The 21,005-nt window shown below is 38.4% G+C and carries 13 protein-coding genes and 1 pseudogene; 8 read left to right on the forward strand and 6 right to left on the reverse strand.

The genetic code is table 11. The features are described from left to right. Positions 1–5: 5 nt before the first annotated feature. The 5 genes from CVS97_RS07310 to rsmA all read right to left on the reverse strand — a co-directional run bounded on the left by CVS97_RS07310 (position 6) and on the right by rsmA (position 6,026). Positions 6–1,277 (reverse strand): tetratricopeptide repeat protein, encoded by a 1,272-nt coding sequence (locus tag CVS97_RS07310; RefSeq protein WP_107785623.1) that lies wholly within the window; start codon positions 1,275–1,277, stop codon positions 6–8. A 73-nt stretch (positions 1,278–1,350) separates the two neighbouring features. Next, positions 1,351–2,124 carry a pseudouridine synthase gene (locus tag CVS97_RS07315; RefSeq protein ID WP_009295179.1) on the reverse strand — a complete coding sequence of 258 codons (774 nt, stop codon included), beginning with the start codon at positions 2,122–2,124 and terminating at the stop codon, positions 1,351–1,353. Position 2,125: 1 nt separating this feature from the next. Beyond that, positions 2,126–3,079: a KpsF/GutQ family sugar-phosphate isomerase gene (locus tag CVS97_RS07320; RefSeq protein WP_107785624.1), complete on the reverse strand. Its 954-nt coding sequence runs from the start codon at positions 3,077–3,079 to the stop codon at positions 2,126–2,128. Between the two features lie 9 nt (positions 3,080–3,088). Then, on the reverse strand, positions 3,089–5,218 hold the full coding sequence (locus CVS97_RS07325; RefSeq protein ID WP_199905966.1) for a ribonuclease J: 2,130 nt from the start codon (positions 5,216–5,218) through the stop codon (positions 3,089–3,091). Further along, entirely contained in the window at positions 5,184–6,026 is an 843-nt protein-coding gene (gene rsmA, locus CVS97_RS07330; protein ID WP_107785687.1) for a 16S rRNA (adenine(1518)-N(6)/adenine(1519)-N(6))-dimethyltransferase RsmA, read from the reverse strand. Before rsmA ends, CVS97_RS07325 begins: the two co-directional genes overlap by 35 nt. A 106-nt stretch (positions 6,027–6,132) precedes the next feature. Between rsmA and CVS97_RS07335 the strand changes: the two genes are divergently transcribed. From CVS97_RS07335 to rlmN, 4 genes are read left to right on the forward strand one after another with little or no spacing between them, the layout of a single operon-like run. Further along, complete coding sequence (locus tag CVS97_RS07335; RefSeq protein ID WP_107785625.1) at positions 6,133–9,417, forward strand: DEAD/DEAH box helicase; 3,285 nt, start codon at positions 6,133–6,135, stop codon at positions 9,415–9,417. After that, positions 9,414–10,169, forward strand: coding sequence for an imidazole glycerol phosphate synthase subunit HisF (hisF, locus tag CVS97_RS07340; RefSeq protein ID WP_107785626.1), 756 nt, complete (start codon positions 9,414–9,416; stop codon positions 10,167–10,169). Before CVS97_RS07335 ends, hisF begins: the two co-directional genes overlap by 4 nt. Beyond that, positions 10,169–10,849 carry a purine-nucleoside phosphorylase gene (locus CVS97_RS07345; protein ID WP_107785627.1) on the forward strand — a complete coding sequence of 227 codons (681 nt, stop codon included), beginning with the start codon at positions 10,169–10,171 and terminating at the stop codon, positions 10,847–10,849. Before hisF ends, CVS97_RS07345 begins: the two co-directional genes overlap by 1 nt. Continuing rightward, a complete protein-coding gene (gene rlmN, locus CVS97_RS07350; protein WP_107785628.1) occupies positions 10,846–11,982 on the forward strand; it encodes a 23S rRNA (adenine(2503)-C(2))-methyltransferase RlmN in 1,137 nt (378 codons plus the stop codon). The genes CVS97_RS07345 and rlmN overlap by 4 nt, the downstream gene beginning before the upstream one ends. A gap of 271 nt (positions 11,983–12,253) precedes the next feature. Here rlmN and CVS97_RS07360 read toward each other — a convergent pair whose 3' ends face one another. Continuing rightward, on the reverse strand, positions 12,254–13,168 hold the full coding sequence (locus CVS97_RS07360) for a pseudouridine synthase family protein (RefSeq protein WP_107785630.1): 915 nt from the start codon (positions 13,166–13,168) through the stop codon (positions 12,254–12,256). A 186-nt stretch (positions 13,169–13,354) separates the two neighbouring features. Here CVS97_RS07360 and purB point away from each other — a divergent pair, with 186 nt between their 5' ends. From purB to CVS97_RS07380, 4 genes and pseudogenes are all read left to right on the forward strand, one after another. After that, positions 13,355–14,686 carry an adenylosuccinate lyase gene (gene purB / locus CVS97_RS07365; protein WP_107785631.1) on the forward strand — a complete coding sequence of 444 codons (1,332 nt, stop codon included), beginning with the start codon at positions 13,355–13,357 and terminating at the stop codon, positions 14,684–14,686. Between the two features lie 428 nt (positions 14,687–15,114). After that, positions 15,115–17,490 carry a ribonucleoside-diphosphate reductase subunit alpha gene (locus CVS97_RS07370; RefSeq protein ID WP_107785632.1) on the forward strand — a complete coding sequence of 792 codons (2,376 nt, stop codon included), beginning with the start codon at positions 15,115–15,117 and terminating at the stop codon, positions 17,488–17,490. A gap of 72 nt (positions 17,491–17,562) precedes the next feature. After that, positions 17,563–18,399, forward strand: a complete 837-nt coding sequence (locus CVS97_RS07375; protein WP_103619213.1) for a hypothetical protein — start codon at positions 17,563–17,565, stop codon at positions 18,397–18,399. A gap of 240 nt (positions 18,400–18,639) precedes the next feature. Continuing rightward, positions 18,640–20,922, forward strand: a pseudogene (locus CVS97_RS07380) (ribonucleoside triphosphate reductase). Positions 20,923–21,005: the final 83 nt, after the last annotated feature.

Here is a 21,005-nt window from a genome sequence, read left to right on the forward strand (position 1 = left end):
TAGTATTAAAGGCCTTTTTCGTTTAACTTTTTATAAACGTCACACCCTGGTTGAAGCCCTAATTCGCAAGCTTTATAAAAATATTCTTTTGCTATGTGGTAGTCTTGTTTTGCGCCTTTGCCTTTTAGATAAAAAGCTCCTAAATTAAAACAACCGCGATTGTATCCATTATCGCAAGCTTTTTCATATAATTCTAGGGATTTACTGTAGTCTTGCTCTACACCTTGACCGTTTTCATATAAAATTCCTAAATTAGAGCAACTATCATTAACTCCATCGTCACAAGCTTGTTTGTATAGATCAGCCGCTCTATAATAGTCTTGTTTCACACCTTGGCCATTATTGTATGAAATTCCTAAGTTGTAACAACTCATACCGTATCTGTCATTGCAAGCTTTTTGCCATAATTGAGCTGCCTTATAATAGTCTTGCTCTACACCCAGACCATTTACATATAAAACTCCCAAATTGTGGTAGGCTTGGGCGATATTGCCATCGCAAGCTTTTTCGTATAGTTTGATAGCTTTGGTATAGTCCTGCTCTACCCCTTGTCCTCTTTCATAAAAATTACCTAGATTATAGCAGCCATTAGCATATCCGCCATCACAAGCTTGTTTATATAGATTGGCCGCTTTATAGTAGTCCTGCTTTAGATATTTGCCTTCTTCGTATAAATTTCCTAAATTAAAACAACCTATAGCATTTTTACCGTCACAAGATTTATTGTATAGCTCTATGGCTTTGTTATAGTTTTGTTCTACACCTTGGTTTTTTATATATAAAACACCTAGATTAGAACAGCTTAGTGCATGTCCATTATTGCAAGCTTCTTCGTATAATCTAGCCGCCTTATTGTAGTCTTGCTCTACACCTTGACCATCCTCATATAAAAGCCCTAAATTATAACAACCAATACTATATTTGGCATCACAAACTTTTTGCCACAATTGAGCAGTTTTATAGTAGTCTTGTGTAGTGCCTTGACCGTTATAGTATAAAAATCCTAAGTTATAACAAGCTTGAATAATTTCACCATTACAAGCCTTTTCGTATAATTTAGCTGCTTTATTGTAGTCTTGTTTTACACCCTGGCCATTTATATACAAAAGTCCTAAATTATAGCAATTGCCATTATTTCCATCATTGCAAGTTTTAGTAAATATCTCGACTGCTTTGTTGTAGTCACCTTTGCTGTAAGCCTCAAGTCCAAGTTCTACTAGATCCTTGGAGAATCCAATAGTTAGTAAGATTGTGTATAAAAGAACAGCCTTTTTCATTTTTTCTCCATTTTTGTAAATTTGTAGTTATTGTGGTTTGGCTTGCCTCTTTGTTAGAGAAACAAGCCTGATGTTAGTATCTAACGTTATTAACTTTTAAAAAGTCTCTTAGGTCTTCGTATTCGCTATTTTCGAAGTAGCGCCATTTGCCAGGCTTTAGCATATCAAGGCTAACACGTCCAAAGCTAACCCTTTTTAGATCCATCACTTCAAGGTCAAAGTAGCCAAAGAAGCGGCGAAGCTCCCTATTTTGCCCCTCGTTAATGATAACCTTTAGTTTTGTATAGCCGCCGCTTGAGCCAAAGACTTTATAGGCTAGAAATGGCTTAAATTCCATTGATTTTATAGTGGTTTTTGCGTGAGCGCCTTTGGTGGCGTCCTTGGCGAAAAAGCCATTTGTCATCGCCTCTATCACCTCTTTTGTCACCTCACCTTTTACTTTTAGGTAGTATTCGCGCTCTAAGTCGCTATTCATGAGTGCTGTGGCGATCGCTGGAGCGTCAGTTAGTAAAAGTAGCCCCTCGCTTGCGTAGTCTAAGCGCCCCACGCTAACAAATTTAGCAAATTTCTTATCTAACGTGTCATATATCGTCTTTCGTCCGCGGTCATCTTTCTTGCTAACTAGCTCGCCCTTTTGTTTGTGATAAACGATAACGGTAAATTCTTTTTTTAGCTTTATCAAACGCCCATTTATGCGCACTTTATCATCTTCATCCACGCTTGTAGCAAGGTCGCTAACCACGCGTCCTGCTATGCTAACCTTGCCAGCTTTTATCAGCTCATCTGCCTCACGGCGTGAGTAGTTTGTGTTATGTGAGATAAATTTATTTAGTCTTGTTTTTTCCATTTTATAGTCCTAAATTTGCAAGGTCATGGATGTGTAAAACACCCACAGGCACGCCATTTTCTACGACAGCTAGAAGCTGAATTTTATACTTTTCTATTAAAGCTAACGCATCCACGGCTAACATCTCTTTGTCGTTTATCTCTTTTGGATGCAAGGTTGCAAATTTCATCGCTGGCTCTTCTAGGTCAAAGTCCTCTCTCATAAGCGCGCGCCTAAGATCGCCGTCACTTAAAAGAGCGTCTAGCACGCCATCTTTACCGACTATTAAAACCGTGCCAAGCTTGCCATGTGTCATCGTATCGATCGCGCTTTTTAGGCTTGCATCCCAGTGGACTATCGGTAAATTTTCGCTTCGCATCACATCTTTGACCTTTAAAAATAGCCTCTTGCCAAGGCTGCCACCTGGATGAAAATTTGCAAAGTCCTCTTTTTTAAAGCCGCGCTTTTGCATCAAACAAACAGCTAACGCATCGCCAAGAGCTAACGTTAGCGTGGTTGATGCTGTTGGGGCGGCATTTAGCGGGCACGCCTCTTTCTCTACATTTATATCTATAAAAGCGTCGCTAAATTTACCAAGTGAGCTTGTCTTGCTCCTTGCCATGGCGATTATTTTCACGCCAAAGCGCTTTACGTGAGGCAAAATTTTGACAAGCTCATCGCTCTCGCCACTAAAACTAATGGCTAACAAGATGTCGTCTTTTTCTATCATGCCAAGGTCGCCATGCATGGCCTCTGTCGGATGCAAGAAAAAGCTTGGCGTACCAGTACTTGCAAGCGTGGCAGCGATCTTTGCGCCCACGTGACCGCTCTTACCCACGCCTGTTACTATGACTTTGCCTTTTGCGTTATATATCAAATTTACAGCATCTTCTATCTCTACGCTTTTAGCGTGTCTTAATAGCTCGTTTGCTTCTATCTCTAAGACTTCAGCGGCGATTTGGTTGGCTTTTTGCATAAATTTTCCTTACATTAGATAGATGATCGGCACGATAGTTGGGTACTTTTTGACCTTTCTAAAGATGTGCTTTCTGATCACTTGGCGCACTTGTGACTCGAGTAGTCTGCTATCTTTCAAAAGCTCCTCTTTGACGTTACTTAGATACTGCTCTAGCACGCCCTCCATCTCTTTTCTAAACTCGGCGTCTTGCTTGTCGCCCACAAGTCCGTAGCTGATGACGCGAGGCTTGTTGATGAGTTTTGCGCCGTGACGTGAAATTTGAGCGATTATCATGACGACGCCTGCTTCAGCGAGGTTTTGTCTGTCGATGACGACGTCGTCTGCGATTTGTTTATTTATTTGATTGTCTATGAAGACTTTGCCAGTTTTTACCGTTTTTACACGTTTTAGGTACTTTTGACAAACCTCCATCTGATCGCCGTCGCTCATTAGATAGACATTTCTCTCGTCCACACCACAGCTAATTGCCGTCTCTTTGTGCTTTGCGATGTGGTTGTACTCGCCATGCACTGGCAAGAAAAATTTTGGTTTTATGAGGCGAAGCATAAGCTTTTGCTCTTCTTGCGCTGCGTGACCGCTGACGTGGATCTCGCTAAAGTCTTGGTAAGCGACGCTCGCGCCTGATTTTAGTAAGAAATTTAGCACCGTTGAGACGCTGTTTTCGTTACCTGGGATCGCTTTTGAGCTGATTATGATCTGATCGGTCGGCTTTATCTTTATATATTTGTGTTCATCTGTCGCCATGCGGTAAAGCGCACTCATAGTCTCGCCCTGAGAGCCAGTAGTGACGATAAGCACTTCGTTATCTTTAAATTTGCCGACTTCGTTAGCGTCGATAAAAATTTTCTTATCAAGCTTGATATAGCCAAGCTCCATTGCAGTATATAGATTTCTCTCCATTGATCTACCGATGACACAGACTTTGCGGTTGTATTTTAGACCCCACTCGATTGCTTGATAGACGCGGTGGATGTTTGAACTAAATGTGCTCATAATGACGCGGCCCTTGGCCTTTGAGAATATCGCATCAAAGGTCTTGCCAACACTGCTTTCGCTTTTGGTAAATCCTTCACGGTAGCTGTTCGTGCTATCGCTCATTAGACATAATACGCCTCTTTCGCCGTAGTATGCAAGTCTACCAAGGTCAGTTGGATAGCCGTCGATCGGCGTATGGTCGATCTTAAAGTCGCCCGTGTGAATGATAGTGCCCGCCTTTGTCGTGATGGTTAGCGCGCTTGCGTCGATGATAGAGTGGGTGATATGTATCCACTCGACCTCAAAATCTCCTATCAGATACGGCTTGCGCTTTTCGACCGAGCGGAAAAGTGAGCGCTCCTGCTTTAAGCCGTGCTCTTCAAATTTATTGTTTATCATACCAAGTGGCAAAGGCGTGGCGTAAATCGGAAATTTAAACTCTTTGTAAAAATATGGTACTGCACCGATGTGATCCTCATGTGCGTGAGTAATGATGACACCTTTTATCTTATCTTTTATCTTGCGTACGTAGTCAAAGTCCGGGATGAGGATATCCACGCCGTGCATACTCTCGCTAGGAAAGCTCATACCGATATCAACGATGATAGCGCTGGTTTCAGTTTCAAAGACGGTCATGTTGCCGCCGATCTCACCAAGACCGCCAAGTGGAGTTATGCGAATTTTATGCTCGCTTGAGTTTAGATACTTCATCGGCTCCAGACGAAGCTCGTGAACAGCCTTATTTGCCACCATTGCACTTGCGATATCTTGCTGCCATTGCTCATTACCATTTAGTTTTGCAGGTAAATTTTTCTTTGGCTTTTTAGTCTTTTTTGGCTTTTCTTTTTGTTCTTGTGTTTTGGTTTTTGTTTCTTGTGATTCTTGTTTTTGCTCTTTTGGCTTATTGTTTTCGCCATTTTTGTTTTGATTTTTGTTATTTCTTGGCTTTTTTGGGCGAGAATTTTGGCTCTTTGGCTCGGCGTGCGTTTCAGTTTCAGCCTGCTCTGCTGCAAAGAAGTTATCTATCACGCTTTTGCTTGCTAGTGAGGTTTGCTCGGTAGTTTCGCCCTCTTGTTTTGGTTTGTTTTTTGGTCTAAATCTTCGTCTTTTGTTGTTTTTGCTTTGATTAGTTACAACTTTCTCTTCGTTTTTGTCGTTCATTATCTTCCTTTAATCTTTCAAATACTTTTAGATAAGAATCGACATCTAGCTCGTGTGGACGTAAATTTTGGTTTAAAGCTAGGCTTTCAAAAATTTCTTCTAACGCATTTTTGTCAAAATTTGTGGATAAATTTTTCAAAAGCGTCTTTCTTGGCGAAGCAAATGCAGCTCTTAAAAATGCTTTAAAAGCCTCGTATTGTCTTGCATCTTTGAAAATCCCGTCTTTGCCAAAAATCTTTTTTGTTTTTTGTAGTTTGATGACTGAAGATGTGACCTTTGGGGGTGGATTAAAAAGCTTTGCATCCACGTCAAACAAGAGCTCACACCTGCCTTGGAGTGAAGCGAGGATCGATAAAGAGCTAAATTCTTTATCCTTGCTCTTTGCACTAAATTTAAGAGCAACCTCTTTTTGTATCATCACGATAAGCCCAAGGCATTTTTCGTCATCTACTGCATTTAGTATCATCTTCGTCGCAACGTAATAGGGCAAATTTGCGACCAAAAAGTAGTTTTCGCTACTTAGTCCGCCCTCTTGTTGCCACTGCTCTAATGCATCTTTACAAAAAAGTTTTAATTGTCCATTTTGGATCTCATTTGCAAATTTGGCCTTTAAAATTTGAAACAGCTCACAATCTATCTCGAAACAGGTCGTTTTGTAAATTTGCAAAAGTCTAAATGTCAAATCACCTAAGCCAGGCCCAATCTCAACGACGTTTGCTACGTCATTGGGTATCGCTTGGATGATCTTATCTAGTGTCGCTTTGTCCTGTAAAAAATTCTGTCCAAAGTGCTTTTTTGCCTTTATCATAGCCGCGATATTAGCCAAAAATTACTTATACAATGATTACAAGTTTAGTTTAATCATATATAAAATGGATTATAATCACTAAACAATAACGAAATAGGGCATAAATTTGAGCAAGGCAAATACCTTAAAATACTTTTTATTATCACAATTTTTAGAGCCAAAAACCTTAGATGAGCCAAAAAAGACAAATACCAAATTTAAAAAATCAATAGACCTTGACATCGCAAATTTCGATGAGAAATTTATGCAAATTTTAAGAGCATTTGATAGCTCGCTTTTAAAAAATGGTATAGAAATTTCGATTTATGGCGGCATTTTTGAGACTGACTTGCTTGCCATTTATATCTCAAAGCTAGCAAATATTAAATTTGAAAAAAAGCAAATTTTAGATGAGCTACGATCTGAGCAAACGAGCTTTGATAAGGCGTTTTGCTATAAATTTAAGCTTACTGGTGATTTGGTATTTTGTAAAGATGATCAAAATTTTGCTTTAAAAGATGTAGATTTAGATGATGATTTAACTCCGTTTTTTATACCGAACTCATCTGATGATCTTTTCATCTCAACAGCTCCTTGGGCAATGGCTCGCCTAAATCATCTAAAAGAGATAAGCCAAAGTGACTTTAGCAAAGAGTGTGAGCGTATAAAAGACAAGCTATCTATCTATAAAGAAAAAATGGAATTTGGCAAATATATAAAGCTTATAAACGATGAGCTAAAAAGTGCGCTTAAAACACCATTTTGTAATGATTTTTTAAGGCTTGAGATAAAGATCATAAATCCAAATTTTAAAGAAAATGATAGCCTTTTAAATAGCTTTTTTATAGATGATATAAATTTGCTTATCAAATTTTACGAGTCAGGTAGGACGCACGAGCTAACGGATCAGTTTTTGGATGAGGGCAGTGAGAATAAATTCGAAAGACTTGATGTAAGAGATGAGCAAAATAAGAGGCTTGTTAGAGATTTTTTTAAAGCAGAAGAATATCCAAGATCGGCCTTTGCTAGCGACTTTGCTTTAAATTTCTCGCAGCAAATTGCTGTTAATAACATCATTAAAAAATTTAAAGAAAAAAGTGGTGGAATTTATAGCGTAAATGGTGCTCCAGGCACTGGTAAAACAACACTTTTAAAAGATGTAATGGCTGAAGTTGTTACGCTTAGAGCGATGAAGCTCGCACAAATGAGTAGGCATGATATCTTTGCACCAGTTCGAGATAGTAGCGATAAGGTGCTTTATTTTACTCTAAATAAAGAACTCCAGGGCTATGAGATGGTTGTTAGCTCTTGTAATAACGGTGCGGTTGAAATTTTAAGTAAAGAGCTTAGCCAACTAAAAAGTATCGGTAGTTATGCAGGCGAGATTGATTATTTTAAATTTATAGCTACAAGGCTTCTCTCGGCCGATGAAAAGACAAATTTTGGAGAAAAATCTTTTATCTCAAAACCTGCATGGGGGCTTTTTTGCATACCTCTTGGCTCAAAGCAAAATAAGTCAAATTTTGTTTTTAACGCGATTAATGGCGTAAAGATCGAAAAAACACATAGTCAGTTTGAAGATATTTCAAAAGAATTTAAAGAATTTATAGAACAAGATGGCTTTTTAATGGGGCTTGGCAAGTATTTGGCTACTGGCGAAGGAGTTGATGATTACGACGAGGCGAAGGAGAAATTTAATCAAGCCCTACATGAAGTAAATCTACTTTTTAGTGAGATTAGGATCAAAGAAGATGAGCTAAAAAGTATAAATAGTGAGCTTATAAATATCGATAAAAAACTTGATAACTATAATTCGGCAAAGCAAATAGACGAGCTTTTAAAGCCACTAATAGATGAGCTGGATTTGAGCAAAAATGAGCTAGAGCAAAAGGCTACGGAAGCTAACGAGCTAACAAAGCTTATTGTCCAAAATGAAATTTTGCAAGAGTATCTGAGTGCGCCTCCAAAGCCATCATTTTTTATTTTCCAGCAAATTTTAAGGACACAAGCTTTTGAAAAATATAGCAATGAAGCACGAAAAGTTAGTGAGATAAATCGCCAAATAGCTGAGCAAAATTTGAAAGCAAGCAAGCAAAATAGTGAAAATAAAGAGAAGAATGAAGTAAAATTAAACGAACTAAAAGCTCAAATAACTCAGCTTAAAGAGAAAATTTTAGAACTTAACACCAAGATAGACCATCTAAGCAAGCTTAATGATGACTTTATTAGACGTCAAAAATTAATTGGCAGAAGTGAAGAGCTTGATAGCTTTTTAAACAGTAGCTTTAATCAGAGTAATGAAGATATGCAAAAGAATATGCCATTTATGATGGAGCGTGATCTTGATGAGAAATCCCACAAGACGAAGCTTTTTAACGCAAGAATCAAGCTTTTTAAAGAAGCACTTAATCTGCATAAGGCCACTATCTTTGCTTGCAAAGAAGCTGTTAGAACAAATTTACGAGCTCTTAGCGTTATATTTAATGATGAAAAAATGGCTGAGAAAAACGGGCTTGAGGCTAAAGATAGACGTGAAATAATAAAAGGATTATTTTTACTAACGCCAGTTGTTAGTTCTACTTTCGCATCTTTTAATAATACCTTTAAAGAGCTACTAAATGGCGATATAGGTTTGCTTTTAATAGATGAGGCAGGGCAGGCAAATTTAACTAACGCATTAGGCGCACTACTTCGCTCAAAGATGGCTGTTGTAGTTGGTGATCCACTTCAACTTGAGCCTGTTGTAACATTACCACTAGCTTTAAATAATGCTATTTTGCGCTACTGTGATGCAAAGGATGAGTTTAATCTACTAAAATCATCAGTTCAACTTCGAGCCGATAAAGTACAAAATATTGGTACATATATAAAAGGAGAGGGTAAGTCCATTTGGGTTGGTTCGCCACTTATCGTTCATAGAAGGTGCGCCAACCCTATGTTTAAAATTTCAAACGAAACAACATATGATGATATGATGATGCTTGGTAGAAGTAGTGAAAGTAAACTTAGCGATCCTAACATCAAAACAGAATGGATTGATGTTAGTAGTGATGAATGGATAGGTAATTATAATAAAGCTGAAGGCATGATCGTTAAAGAGCTTTTAGATAGTAAGCTAGCCAAGCTAAAAGATAGCGTTAAAATAATAACACCTTTTAAAGATGTTTGTAAAAATTTAAAAGAGGCCGGTACTATTCACACCATGCAAGGCAAAGAAGCCGATGTTATTATCTTTGTCCTTGGCGGTGCTACAAAAGGTGCTAGAGCATGGGCTGCTAGTACGCCAAATTTACTAAATGTAGCACTAACAAGAGCAAAAGAGGTTGTTTATATAGTTGGCAACCGAGAAAATTGGTCTAATTTACCATATTTTGAGGTAGCAGCTAGAAAAATAGATAAAGGACAGATTTGAATCATTTTGCAAAACGCATAATCTCATGCCTTGATGTAAAAGATGGCAGAGTTGTAAAGGGTGTAAATTTCGTAGGACTTGTTGACGCTGGAGATCCTGTCGAGATAGCTAAAAGATACAATGACGAGGGTGCTGATGAGCTTTGCTTTTTAGATATCACTGCCTCTCATCTTGGGCGTGATACGATAGTTGATGTCGTAAAAAAGGTCGCAAGTAAGCTTTTTATCCCACTAACAGTTGGCGGCGGTATACGCACGTTAGATGATATATCACGGCTTTTAAATGCTGGCTGCGATAAAGTAAGCTTAAATTCATCAGCTATACAAGATCCAAATTTGATTGATGAAGCAGCTAAGAAATTTGGCTCGCAATGTGTTGTAGTAGCGATTGATGCTAAAAAGATCGAAAATGGCTATAGTGTTTTTATAAATGGTGGCAGGATCGATACCAAAAAAGATACCTTTGCTTGGGCAAAAGAGGTTGAGTCACGCGGAGCGGGGGAGATATTGCTAACGTCCATGGATAACGATGGCGTCAAACAAGGCTTTAATCTTGAGTTAACAAAGATATTTAGTACGCTTTCTATACCGACTATTGCAAGCGGCGGAGCTGGTAAGATGGAGCACTTTAAAGAGGCTTTTGAGGCCGGGGCTGATGCGTGTTTAGCTGCTTCGATATTTCACTTTGGCGAAATCGAGATAAAAAAGCTAAAAGAGTATCTCAAGGCAAATGGCGTTGAGGTTAGGCTCTGATGTTAGTTATCTCTGCTGGAAAAAATGAAATTTTTGACTTTGCTTTACCAATGGGTGTGGGACTAGTTGATATGGCGATAAATTTGACAAAATTTTTACAGAAACGAGCATGTATTGGAGCGGATGGAAAGAGTATAAATTTAAAAAATATCGATCCGCACTATCTTGCAAAGATCGAAGCTAAATTTGCAAACTCATCAAATCCAGAGCTACAAAATCTAAGCCAAAATTTATCAAAAAATCCTGAACAAAATTTGTATCAGATGCCAGAAAAAATAGTTTTCGTTGGCTCGGCAGGTCTTTATAAAAATGGTGAAATTTTGCAAATTTATGAAAGCTCAGTTGGGGCAAATGTCGAAATTTCCAGCGTAGAAAATAGATCTTATTCACCGATTGAGTATGAAATTTCTTCTATCGTTTCACGTGGAACTGTCAAAACAAATTCATCAAATTTCATAACGACAGACAAAAATTTGGCTCATAAGATGTTTGAAAAAGGCTATTTTTTAGAAAATATGGAGTTTTATTCTGTTCTAAAAGTAGCTCAAATTTTTAAAATTCCAGCTTATGGAATTTTCGTAGCAACAAATTTTTGTAATAAAAATGCACATGCTGATTTTATAAAAAATCATGCAGAGGCTAAGAAAATTCTAACAAAATATATAAAGGAAAATATGTGATAAATTTGCTTGATTTTAGTATTGATGAGCTAAAAGAGTTAGTTTCTCCGCCATTTAGAGCAACACAAATCTACGAGTGGATATATAAGAAAAATGCAACCGATTTCAGCCAAATGCTAAATTTGCCTAAAGATATGCGTCAAGGTCTGGCTGAAAAATTTTATATCGATCCTTTAAAATGTGTGAAATTTGAGCAAAGTAGTGATGGTTCGATCAAGTATCTTTTTGAGCTAAAAGATGGGCTAAAGATAGAGAGTGTTTTGCTCCCGATGAAAGAGGAGGTTAGTGATGAGAATGGAAAGATCAGTCGCCATGCTCGCTATACGGTTTGTGTTAGTTCGCAGGTTGGCTGTAAAATGGGATGTGCTTTTTGTCTAACAGCAAAGGGTGGACTTGTTAGAAATTTGACTGCCGGTGAGATCGTAGGGCAAATTTTATGGATAAAAAGAGAAAATAAAATACCTTATGAAAGACGTATAAATGTCGTTTATATGGGTATGGGTGAGCCACTCGATAATCTTACTAACGTTAGTAAAGCGATCAAAATTTTAGCACTTAACGAGGGTCTAGCCATATCGCCACGTCGTCAAACAGTTTCAACTAGTGGCCTTGGTAGCCAGATAAAAAAGCTTGGCGAGATGGATCTTGGTGTGTTATTGGCCATATCGCTTCATGCTGTTACTAATGAACTTAGAAGTCGCCTGATGCCGATAAATAAGGCGTATAATATCGAGGCTGTTATGGATGCTGTTAGGGGATTTCCTATCGATATGCGCAAACGCGTGATGTTTGAATACCTTGTTATCAAGGATTTAAACGATAGCGTGAGTGATGCCAAAAAGTTGGTAAAATTACTTCATGGTATAAAAGCGAAGGTAAATCTTATATATTTTAACCCACATGAGGGCAGTGAATTTGGACGACCTGAGCTTACCAGCATGCTAAAATTTCAAGAATATCTAAGAGATCACGGCGTTACTTGTACGATCAGACAGAGCAAAGGGCTTGATATAAGTGCAGCTTGTGGGCAATTAAAACAACGCAATGAAAGTGCAAAATTTAAAGCTATTTCCAGCAATAAAAATTTAAAAACACATTCACTTGAAGATAATAGTAAAGCCAGTGTGAGTTAGAATGAGTACACTTGATATAGCCGAAATAGTCTTTGTTGCTGTTGTGGTTTTACTTGGATTAGGGCTTATTTTAAAAGTTTTAAAAGATGAAAAAGATAGGCATAAATTCTAAGCCTTAACATCAAGATAAAGCCTAGCTCTCATAAAGAAATAAAATGGAGTGTTAATTACATAAACTACAAAATTATCATTATGGTATCTAAATGCGATAAACTTTGGCAAAAGCAGGTAAAGGTTTATGAGAAATAGAAATTTATTAAAAAATTTTAGACTAAAGTAAACCTTCTTTTGCAAATCTATAAAACTCGCTTTCAGCGTCAAATTTACTTTTTATGGTGTAAAAAATTTCATCAAATTTAAAAGAAATTTTATCTGAGTGAAGCAAGAGCCTTTTTGCTCCAGTTAAATTTATCCGTTCACGCTCGCTCATCTCTTTGTCTAAAATTTTCTCGATCTGCGGACGTGACAAACCATAAAGTGGTTCGCCAAGTATCTTGTGTTTCACATGAAACAAATGTAAGCGAATCTGATGCTGCCTGCCAGTGAGTGGGATAGCCTGAACCAAAGTCGTATCGATGTCGTCAAAATATTTGATCGGCAAAATTTTAGTCACCGCACTCTTGCCATTTTCACAAATTTGCATTCGCATTTTCACATCGTCGTAGTTGTTCGCTAGATCCATTTTGGCATCGATAGTAAATTCTCGCTCGATCTTGCCTTGTACCATCGCGACGTAGCTTTTAGAAACCTCTCTATTTTCAAAAATTTTCTTTAGTTTAATCGTAGAATTTCTATCTTTGCCCACGACTATCACGCCGCTCGTCTCAAAATCAAGCCTATGTGCCACGCTCGCATCTCGTCCAAAAAGCGTATAAATTTCATCATTTAGCGAGTACTCACAGTGTCTGCCATTTGGGTGACTCAGCACTCCACTTGGCTTGTCAAATACCGCAAAGCTCTCACACTCAAAGATCGGCTTAAGTCCCTTTGGCTCCGCCTCATAGTCGATCAAAAAAATATCGCCACACAAAATGGCATTTTTCTCACTCACGACACTACCGCCACATATCAGCCTACCTTTATCTATGAGGCGTTGCGCTTCTCTCATGCTAAAGCCAGTTTTCATTAAAATTTCATACGCTTTTTGTTTGTTTGTAGTGGCAATAAATTTATTTACGTAGGGCAAAGGTAATCCTTTTAAAAATGAGTAAGCTATCTTAAGCACAAATTTATAAGCATATAACCGACATTTCAGCACGGATTTTATATAATCCAAACTTAAATTTTATAAAATTATACTATGTGATTTTTAGCTTTCAAGGCTAAAATTTACTTTTATGATAAAGAAAAACTAATACAAAAAGGTTCAACAATGGTCGAAAGATACTCGCGTAAAGAGATGGCTGAAAAGTGGAGTATACAAGCAAAGTATGATGCTTGGCTCAAGGTAGAAAAAGCTGCTGTTAAAGCTTGGAATAAGCTTGGCTTCATAAGCGACAGCGACTGCGAGAAAATTTGCAAAAACGCTAAATTTGAAGTAGCTCGTATCGACGAGATAGAAAAGACGACAAAGCACGACGTCATCGCATTTTTAACAAGTGTCAGCGAGAGCCTTGGCGAGGAGAGTAGGTTTGTGCATTATGGCATGACCTCAAGCGACTGCATCGACACAGCTGTCGCCCTTCAGATGAAAGAGAGCCTAGAGCTCATCATCAGCGACGTTGAAGAGTTCATGCAAGCAGTCAAAAACAGAGCAAACGAGCATAAGCACACACTCATGGTCGGCAGAAGCCACGGCATCCACGGCGAGCCGATAACTTTTGGCCTTGTGCTTGCCATCTGGTATGACGAGATCGCAAGGGCGCTTAAGCTTATCAAAGACGCAAAAGATACGATCAGCTATGGCAAACTCTCAGGCGCTATGGGAAATTTAGCCCACGCTCCGATGGAATTTGAGGAGCTAACATGCGAGGAGCTCGGTCTCAAAGCTGCCCCAGCGTCAAATCAAGTGATCCAGCGCGACCGCTACGCCCACGTGGTGAGCGCTATCGCAGTTTTAGCCTCTACTTGCGAGAAGATAGCAGTTGCGGTTAGACATTACCAAAGGACCGAGGTTTACGAGGCGGAGGAGTATTTTAGCCCAGGACAAAAGGGCTCAAGCGCTATGCCACACAAACGCAATCCAGTCCTTAGTGAAAACATCACCGGCCTTTGCAGAGTACTACGCTCATACGTCACGCCAGCGCTTGAAAACGTCGCCCTTTGGCACGAGCGCGACATCAGCCACAGCTCGGTTGAGAGATTTATTCTGCCAGATATGTTTATCACGGCTGATTTTATGCTGGTTCGTATCAAAAATTTGATAGCAAATTTAGTTGTATATCCAGAAAATATGATGAGAAATTTAAATTTAACAGGCGGACTAGTCTTTTCACAGCGCGTGCTTTTACAACTGCCACAGCGCGGAATCTCTAGAGAGGACGCATACAAGATCGTTCAGCGCAATGCCATGAAAGTCTGGGCGGACTTACAAGAGGGCAAAAAAGCGATCGACGAGCAAGGTCATAGTTTATTTTTACAAAATTTGCTAAACGACGAGGACCTAACTAAGAGCCTTGGCAAAGATGAGATCAAAGAGTGCTTTGACTACAACTACTACACTAAAAACGTAGATAAAATTTTTGCCAGAGTCTTTGGCAAATAAATTTAACCACGAGGGGTAAACTTAACACCCCTCGTAGTTACTCCAACCACAAAAATAAAATAGGACACCATACTAATCTTAAACACACTATTTTTTTAGTTTATTGCTTTTAAATATTTTTATATGGTCATATTAAATTTTACGTAAAATATTAGTATTGCTGGCAAGTACATACAAACCGTAGGCTTTATTGGCAACAGACCATGGATAATTTTTAATAACTAAAGATTATTCATGAATTTATCATACTTATTTTTGCAATCTTTACTCTTTTAAAACAAGACATTCGGAGTAGATTACCTAATTGCTTTTATTTTTCTTGCTTTTGTGATTTGTTTTTATATTTAATAAGTAGCCTTTTAGCAAAGAGAGTTTTTATCTCCTTTTGGATAAAATCCCAAATTAAAATTTAACATGGAGAGATATTTTTGAAAGTTATAAAACGTAATGGTAGAACAGAAGAGCTTGATATAAGTAAGATCAAAAAATATACAAACGAAGCGGTCCTTGGACTAAGCAATGTAAGCCTTAGCGAGCTTGAAGTAGACGCGAAAATCCAGTTTAGAGATATGATAACTACTGAGGAAATTCAGCAAACCCTTATAAAAACAGCAGTCGATAAGATCGACATCGACCGCCCAAACTGGACATTTGTTGCCGCAAGGCTATTTTTATATGATCTTTATCACAAAGTGTCTGGCTTTAACGGCTACAATCACTTAAAAGACTACCTAGTAAAAGGTGAAAAAGTAGGCCGCATCATCCCTGGGCTAAAAGAGAAGTACGACCTAGAAGACCTAAACGCTTATATCAAGCCTGAGCGCGACCTTCAGTTTGCATACCTTGGTATCAAAACGCTTTATGATCGCTATCTCATCAAAGATAAGAATGGCATGCCAATCGAGCTACCACAGCATATGTTTATGGCGATCGCGATGTTTCTAGCGCAAAACGAGCTAGACAGTCAAGGCTGGGCTAAGAAATTTTACGACCTCATCTCTAAATTTGAAGTAATGCTCGCCACGCCAACGCTCTCAAACGCAAGGACTACACGCCACCAGCTAAGCAGCTGTTACGTAGGCAGTACGCCTGATAATATTGAAGGAATTTTTGATAGCTACAAAGAGATGGCGCTACTTTCAAAATTTGGCGGCGGTATCGGCTGGGACTGGAGCAAGGTGCGTGCGATGGGCGGCAGTATCGACGGACACAAAAACGCAGCTGGCGGTATCATCCCATTTTTAAAAGTGACAAACGACATCGCAGTAGCGGTCGATCAGCTAGGCACTAGAAAGGGTGCGATCGCTGTTTATATCGAGCCTTGGCACATGGACGTGAGTGATTTTCTTGATCTTCGTAAAAATTCAGGCGAAGAGAGACGCCGTGCACATGAGCTTTTCCCTGCGCTTTGGATAAACGATCTATTTATGAAGCGTGTCAAAGAAAATGGCCGCTGGAGTCTTTTTGACCCAGCTCAAGTAAGTGATCTTTGCGACCTTTACGGCGAGGAGTTTGAGAAGAGATACTTGGAGTATGAAAGCGACGAAAATATCCAGAAAAATACCATCCTTGCAAAAGAGCTTTGGAAGAAAATTTTAACTAGCTATTTTGAAACTGGCATGCCATTTTTGTGCTTTAAAGACAATGCCAACAAGGCAAATCCAAACGACCACGAGGGCATCATCAGAAGCTCAAATTTATGTACTGAAATTTTCCAAAACACAGCGCCAAACTACTATAAGATCAAGATCACTTACGAAGATGGTGGTGAGGAGCTATTTGACGAAGAAGAAGACGTCACTGTCGATAGTGGCATAACTAAAAAGGCCAAAAAGCTTAGCGCGCTTGATAGCCTAAAAGGCAAGCAAATTTTTATCGTAGAAAAAGAGAGCATCGAGGGCAAAACGGCAGTTTGCAACCTTGCAAGTATAAATTTAAGCAAGATAAACAGCAAAGAGGACATCGAGCGTGTCGTGCCGATAGCCATCAGGATGCTTGATAACGTTATAGACCTAAATTTCTACCCACACAAAAAGGTAAAACACACAAACCTAGCTTCTCGCTCGATCGGCCTTGGTGTCATGGGTGAGGCGCAAATGCTAGCTGAGAAAAATGTAAAATGGGGCAGTTACGAGCATTTGGCGCTGATTGATAGCATAATGGAAAACATAAGCTACAACGCGATCTACGCTAGCTCAAATTTAGCCGTAGAAAAGGGCGTCTATCCAAAATTTGAAGGCTCAAAATGGAGCAAAGGCATCATGCCGATAGACACCGCAAACGATAACGCAAAAGCGCTTTTAAACGACAAAGGTGGGCTATTTGACGAAAATATCTGCGACTGGGACAAGCTAAGAGAAAAGGTTAAGCGTGATGGTATGAGAAACGGCTACCTAATGGCGATCGCTCCAACTAGCTCGATCTCGATCCTTGTTGGAACCACTCAGACTATCGAGCCAGTCTATAAACGCAAGTGGTTTGAGCACAACCTAAGCGGTATGATCCCAAATGTCGTGCCAAATCTCAGCCCTGATACTTGGCAGTTTTACACGCCAGCTTACGAGCTTGATCAAAGAATTCTTATAAAAGCAGGCGCGATCCGCCAAAAATGGATCGATCAAGGTCAAAGTCTAAATATTTTCATGAGCTTAGACAAAGCAAGCGGTGGATACTTAAGTGAAATTTACACGCTTGCATGGGAGCTTGGACTAAAATCAACCTACTATCTACGCTCTGAAAGTCCAGATAGCGAAAAACTAAACGACGTAGCTGACCGCTCGATCGAATGTGAAGGTTGTCAGTAAATCTATTGGATATCTATGACTTTTTACCATAGGTATCCTTTGTATCCACATTAAAAACAAAAGGTAATTATTTTGTCCAGCTTAACAGATATTGAAAAAAGATATTTAGAAACGCTTTTTGAAATGGATACTGGCTATGTTTTAGATTTTACTGATCGGACTTTTTACGATTTTATACAAAATATCACTGGAATCGATATACATGCTATTAAATATAACATTTATGGAAGTTCCAAAGCAAAAAAATTAAGAGCCTTTTGGCAAACTGAAAGCGACGCAGTAAATGGAAGAGTATTAAAGAATTTATTGGAACGCTATAAATTTAATGTTGATAGCGGAAGGATTAAATTTAACAAAAAAATTTACAGTGAATGCATAAAAATCACCAATAGGCTTCTTGGTGTTCAAAATACTATAGATTCGGAAGATGAATTATTAAAGAAAAAATTTGATGACATTAATATTAAAGATTTATCTTTGGATTATGGACTAGAAAAGGTCTTGGAGTATAGAGTTACAGAGATAGATAAATGCTTGGGTATCGGTGCATATATGTCAGCAATTATACTATGTGGAAGTATCTTAGAATGTCTTTTGTTAAACTTTATGCTAAAAAATCCAAAACAATTTAATATATATAACGAATCTCCAAAAGACAAAACTGGCAAAGTGAAACCTTTTCAGGATTGGAAACTAGCAGAAATGATAGATGTATCTGGCGGGATAGGGATTTTGTCTCAAGATACTAAAAAATTTTCACACGAATTAAGAAATTTTAGAAACTATATACATCCTATGGAACAGATGGCTAATAATTTTAAACCTGACGACCAAACGGCTAAAGTTGCTTTTCAGGTTTTAAAAATGGCTATTTTAGATTTAAAAAAGCAAAGAGATACGAAACTATAATAGTATTAGTTTAACCTAATTATTTTATAAAAAATAATTAATTTTTAAAATTAATGTAACAAATAATAATTTATATTATATACCCTTAATAAAGTAAATATATCATTTAAGAAAACTTTCCAAAATTTTATATTTTTTGATAAATATTATTAAACAAAATAAAATAGTTATCTATTGTTTAAGCTTTCTTGTCCTATACTTTTAAACTTTATATTGAAAATTTAGAAGAAAGAGCGAGTAATGCGTGAGATTTTGAAGAGAGATGGCACAAGACAAGAATTTGTAGCATATAAGATAGTAGATGCGATAAAAAAAGCATTTGCTAGCGAAAATTTAGCTTATGATGAGAAAGTTTTTACAAATGTTGTCCAAGATATCTTTCAAAAATCAAGCGCGATAACAGTCGAAGACATCCAAGATGCGATCGAAAAAGAGCTATTTAATAGTGGATATTTCGACGTTTTAAAGAGCTTTATGCTCTACCGCCACACGCATAAGCTTCAACGTGAGCAAATTTTAGGCCTAAATGACGATACGACTTACATAAATTCAACTCAAACGATAAATGAGTATATAAATGGCACCGACTGGAGAATTTCTGCAAACTCAAACACAAGCTACTCAAACGCAGGACTCATCAACAACACCGCTGGTAAAGTTATCGCAAACTACTGGCTAGACGCTGTTTATAGCAAAGAAGAGGGTCTAGCTCATAGAAATGGCGACTACCACATCCACGACCTTGACTGCCTTACAGGATATTGTGCTGGCTGGAGCTTGCGAGCTTTGTTAAACGAGGGCTTTAACGGCGTTCGTGGCAGAGTTGAGAGTAAAGCGCCAAAGCATTTTAGAGAAGCGCTTTATCAAATGGCAAATTTCTTAGGAATTTTGCAAAGCGAGTGGGCTGGTGCTCAGGCGTTTTCTAGCTTTGACACCTACCTTGCGCCTTATGTTTTCAAAGATGATCTAAGTGACGCTGAGATCAAAAAGGCGATCACTAGCTTTATTTTTAACTTAAACGTTCCTGCACGCTGGGGACAAAGTCCATTTACAAACGTAACTATCGACATCACTTGCCCAAGCGACCTAAGAGATCAGATCCCAACGAGCGATGATATACACCTCTTTACAAATGTAAAAGATGAGAAAATTTTGAAAAAAGCAAACGAGCGTGGCAGAAAAAATTTGATCGATATGACCTACAAGGACTTCGAGCCTGAAATGGCACGCATAGATAAGGCATTTTATGAGGTTTTAACAGCTGGCGATAAGTGTTCACAGCCTTTTACATTTCCTATACCAACGGTAAATATCACAGAGGATTTTGACTGGGATAGCGAAGTGGCGGATGTACTCTTTGAAAATACCGCCAAAATGGGCTCAAGCTACTTTCAAAATTTTATCGGCTCACAATACACTTATGACGAAAATGGCAACAAGATAGAAAACGAAAAAGCCTACAAACCAGGACATGTTCGCTCTATGTGCTGCCGCTTGCAGCTTGATCTAAGGGAGCTTTTAAAACGAGGTGGTGGTCTTTTTGGTAGTGCAGAGATGACAGGCTCTATCGGCGTTGTTACTATAAATTTAGCTCGCCTAGGATACAACTTCAAAGGCGATAAAGTCGCACTTTATAACAGGCTAAGCTATCTTTTGGAGCTTGCTAAATCGACACTTGAAAAGAAGCGTAAATTTATCCAAGAGATGTATGACAGAGGGCTTTATCCTTATACGGCTAGATATCTAAAGCACTTTAATAACCACTTTAGCACGATTGGTATAAATGGTATGAACGAACTTCTTAGAAATTTTACAAATGATAAGGAGAATATCTCAACAAAATTTGGACGCGATTTTGCTATTGAGATGGTTGAGTTTTTGCGCGATAAGATAAGGACATTTCAAGAAGAGACTGGAAATTTATATAACCTTGAGGCGACTCCAGCTGAGGGCACGACATACCGCTTTGCCAAAGAGGATAAAAAGCGCTATCCAGACATCATCCAAGCAGGTGGTGGGGAGAATATTTACTACACAAACTCAACTCAGCTTCCAGCAAATTTTACAGATGATGCTTACGAGGCGCTTGATTTGCAAGATGATCTTCAGACTTCATACACTGGTGGTACAGTATTTCACCTTTATATGAAAGAAAGGATCAGCTCACCTAAAGCTTGTAAGGAGCTTGTAAAGAGCATAATCTCAAATTATAAGCTTCCATATATCACGATAACGCCAGTATTTAGCGTTTGTTCAAAACATGGCTACATTGCTGGAGAGCATGAATTTTGTCCGCTTTGTGATGCAGAATTAATAGAAAAAGAGAAAAACAATTCCAAATAAGGAGAGGAAATGACAGAAAAAGAAATTTTGGAAAAAGTACAAGATAAACGCACAAAATGCGTAGTCTATACTCGTGTTATGGGTTATCATCGCCCAGTTGAGAGCTTTAACCTTGGTAAAAAAGGTGAGCACAAAGAGCGTATTAAATTTGACGAATACGCAAGTTGCTGCAAAAGATAATCACCGCAGCCAATAAAAATATAAAAAACTCAAATAAAAAAGGCACAATCTTCTGTGCCTTTTAAATCTCAAAAGGTCCATAA

The sequence above is a fragment of the Campylobacter concisus genome, assembly GCF_003049735.1.
Taxonomy (GTDB): domain Bacteria; phylum Campylobacterota; class Campylobacteria; order Campylobacterales; family Campylobacteraceae; genus Campylobacter_A; species Campylobacter_A concisus_AN.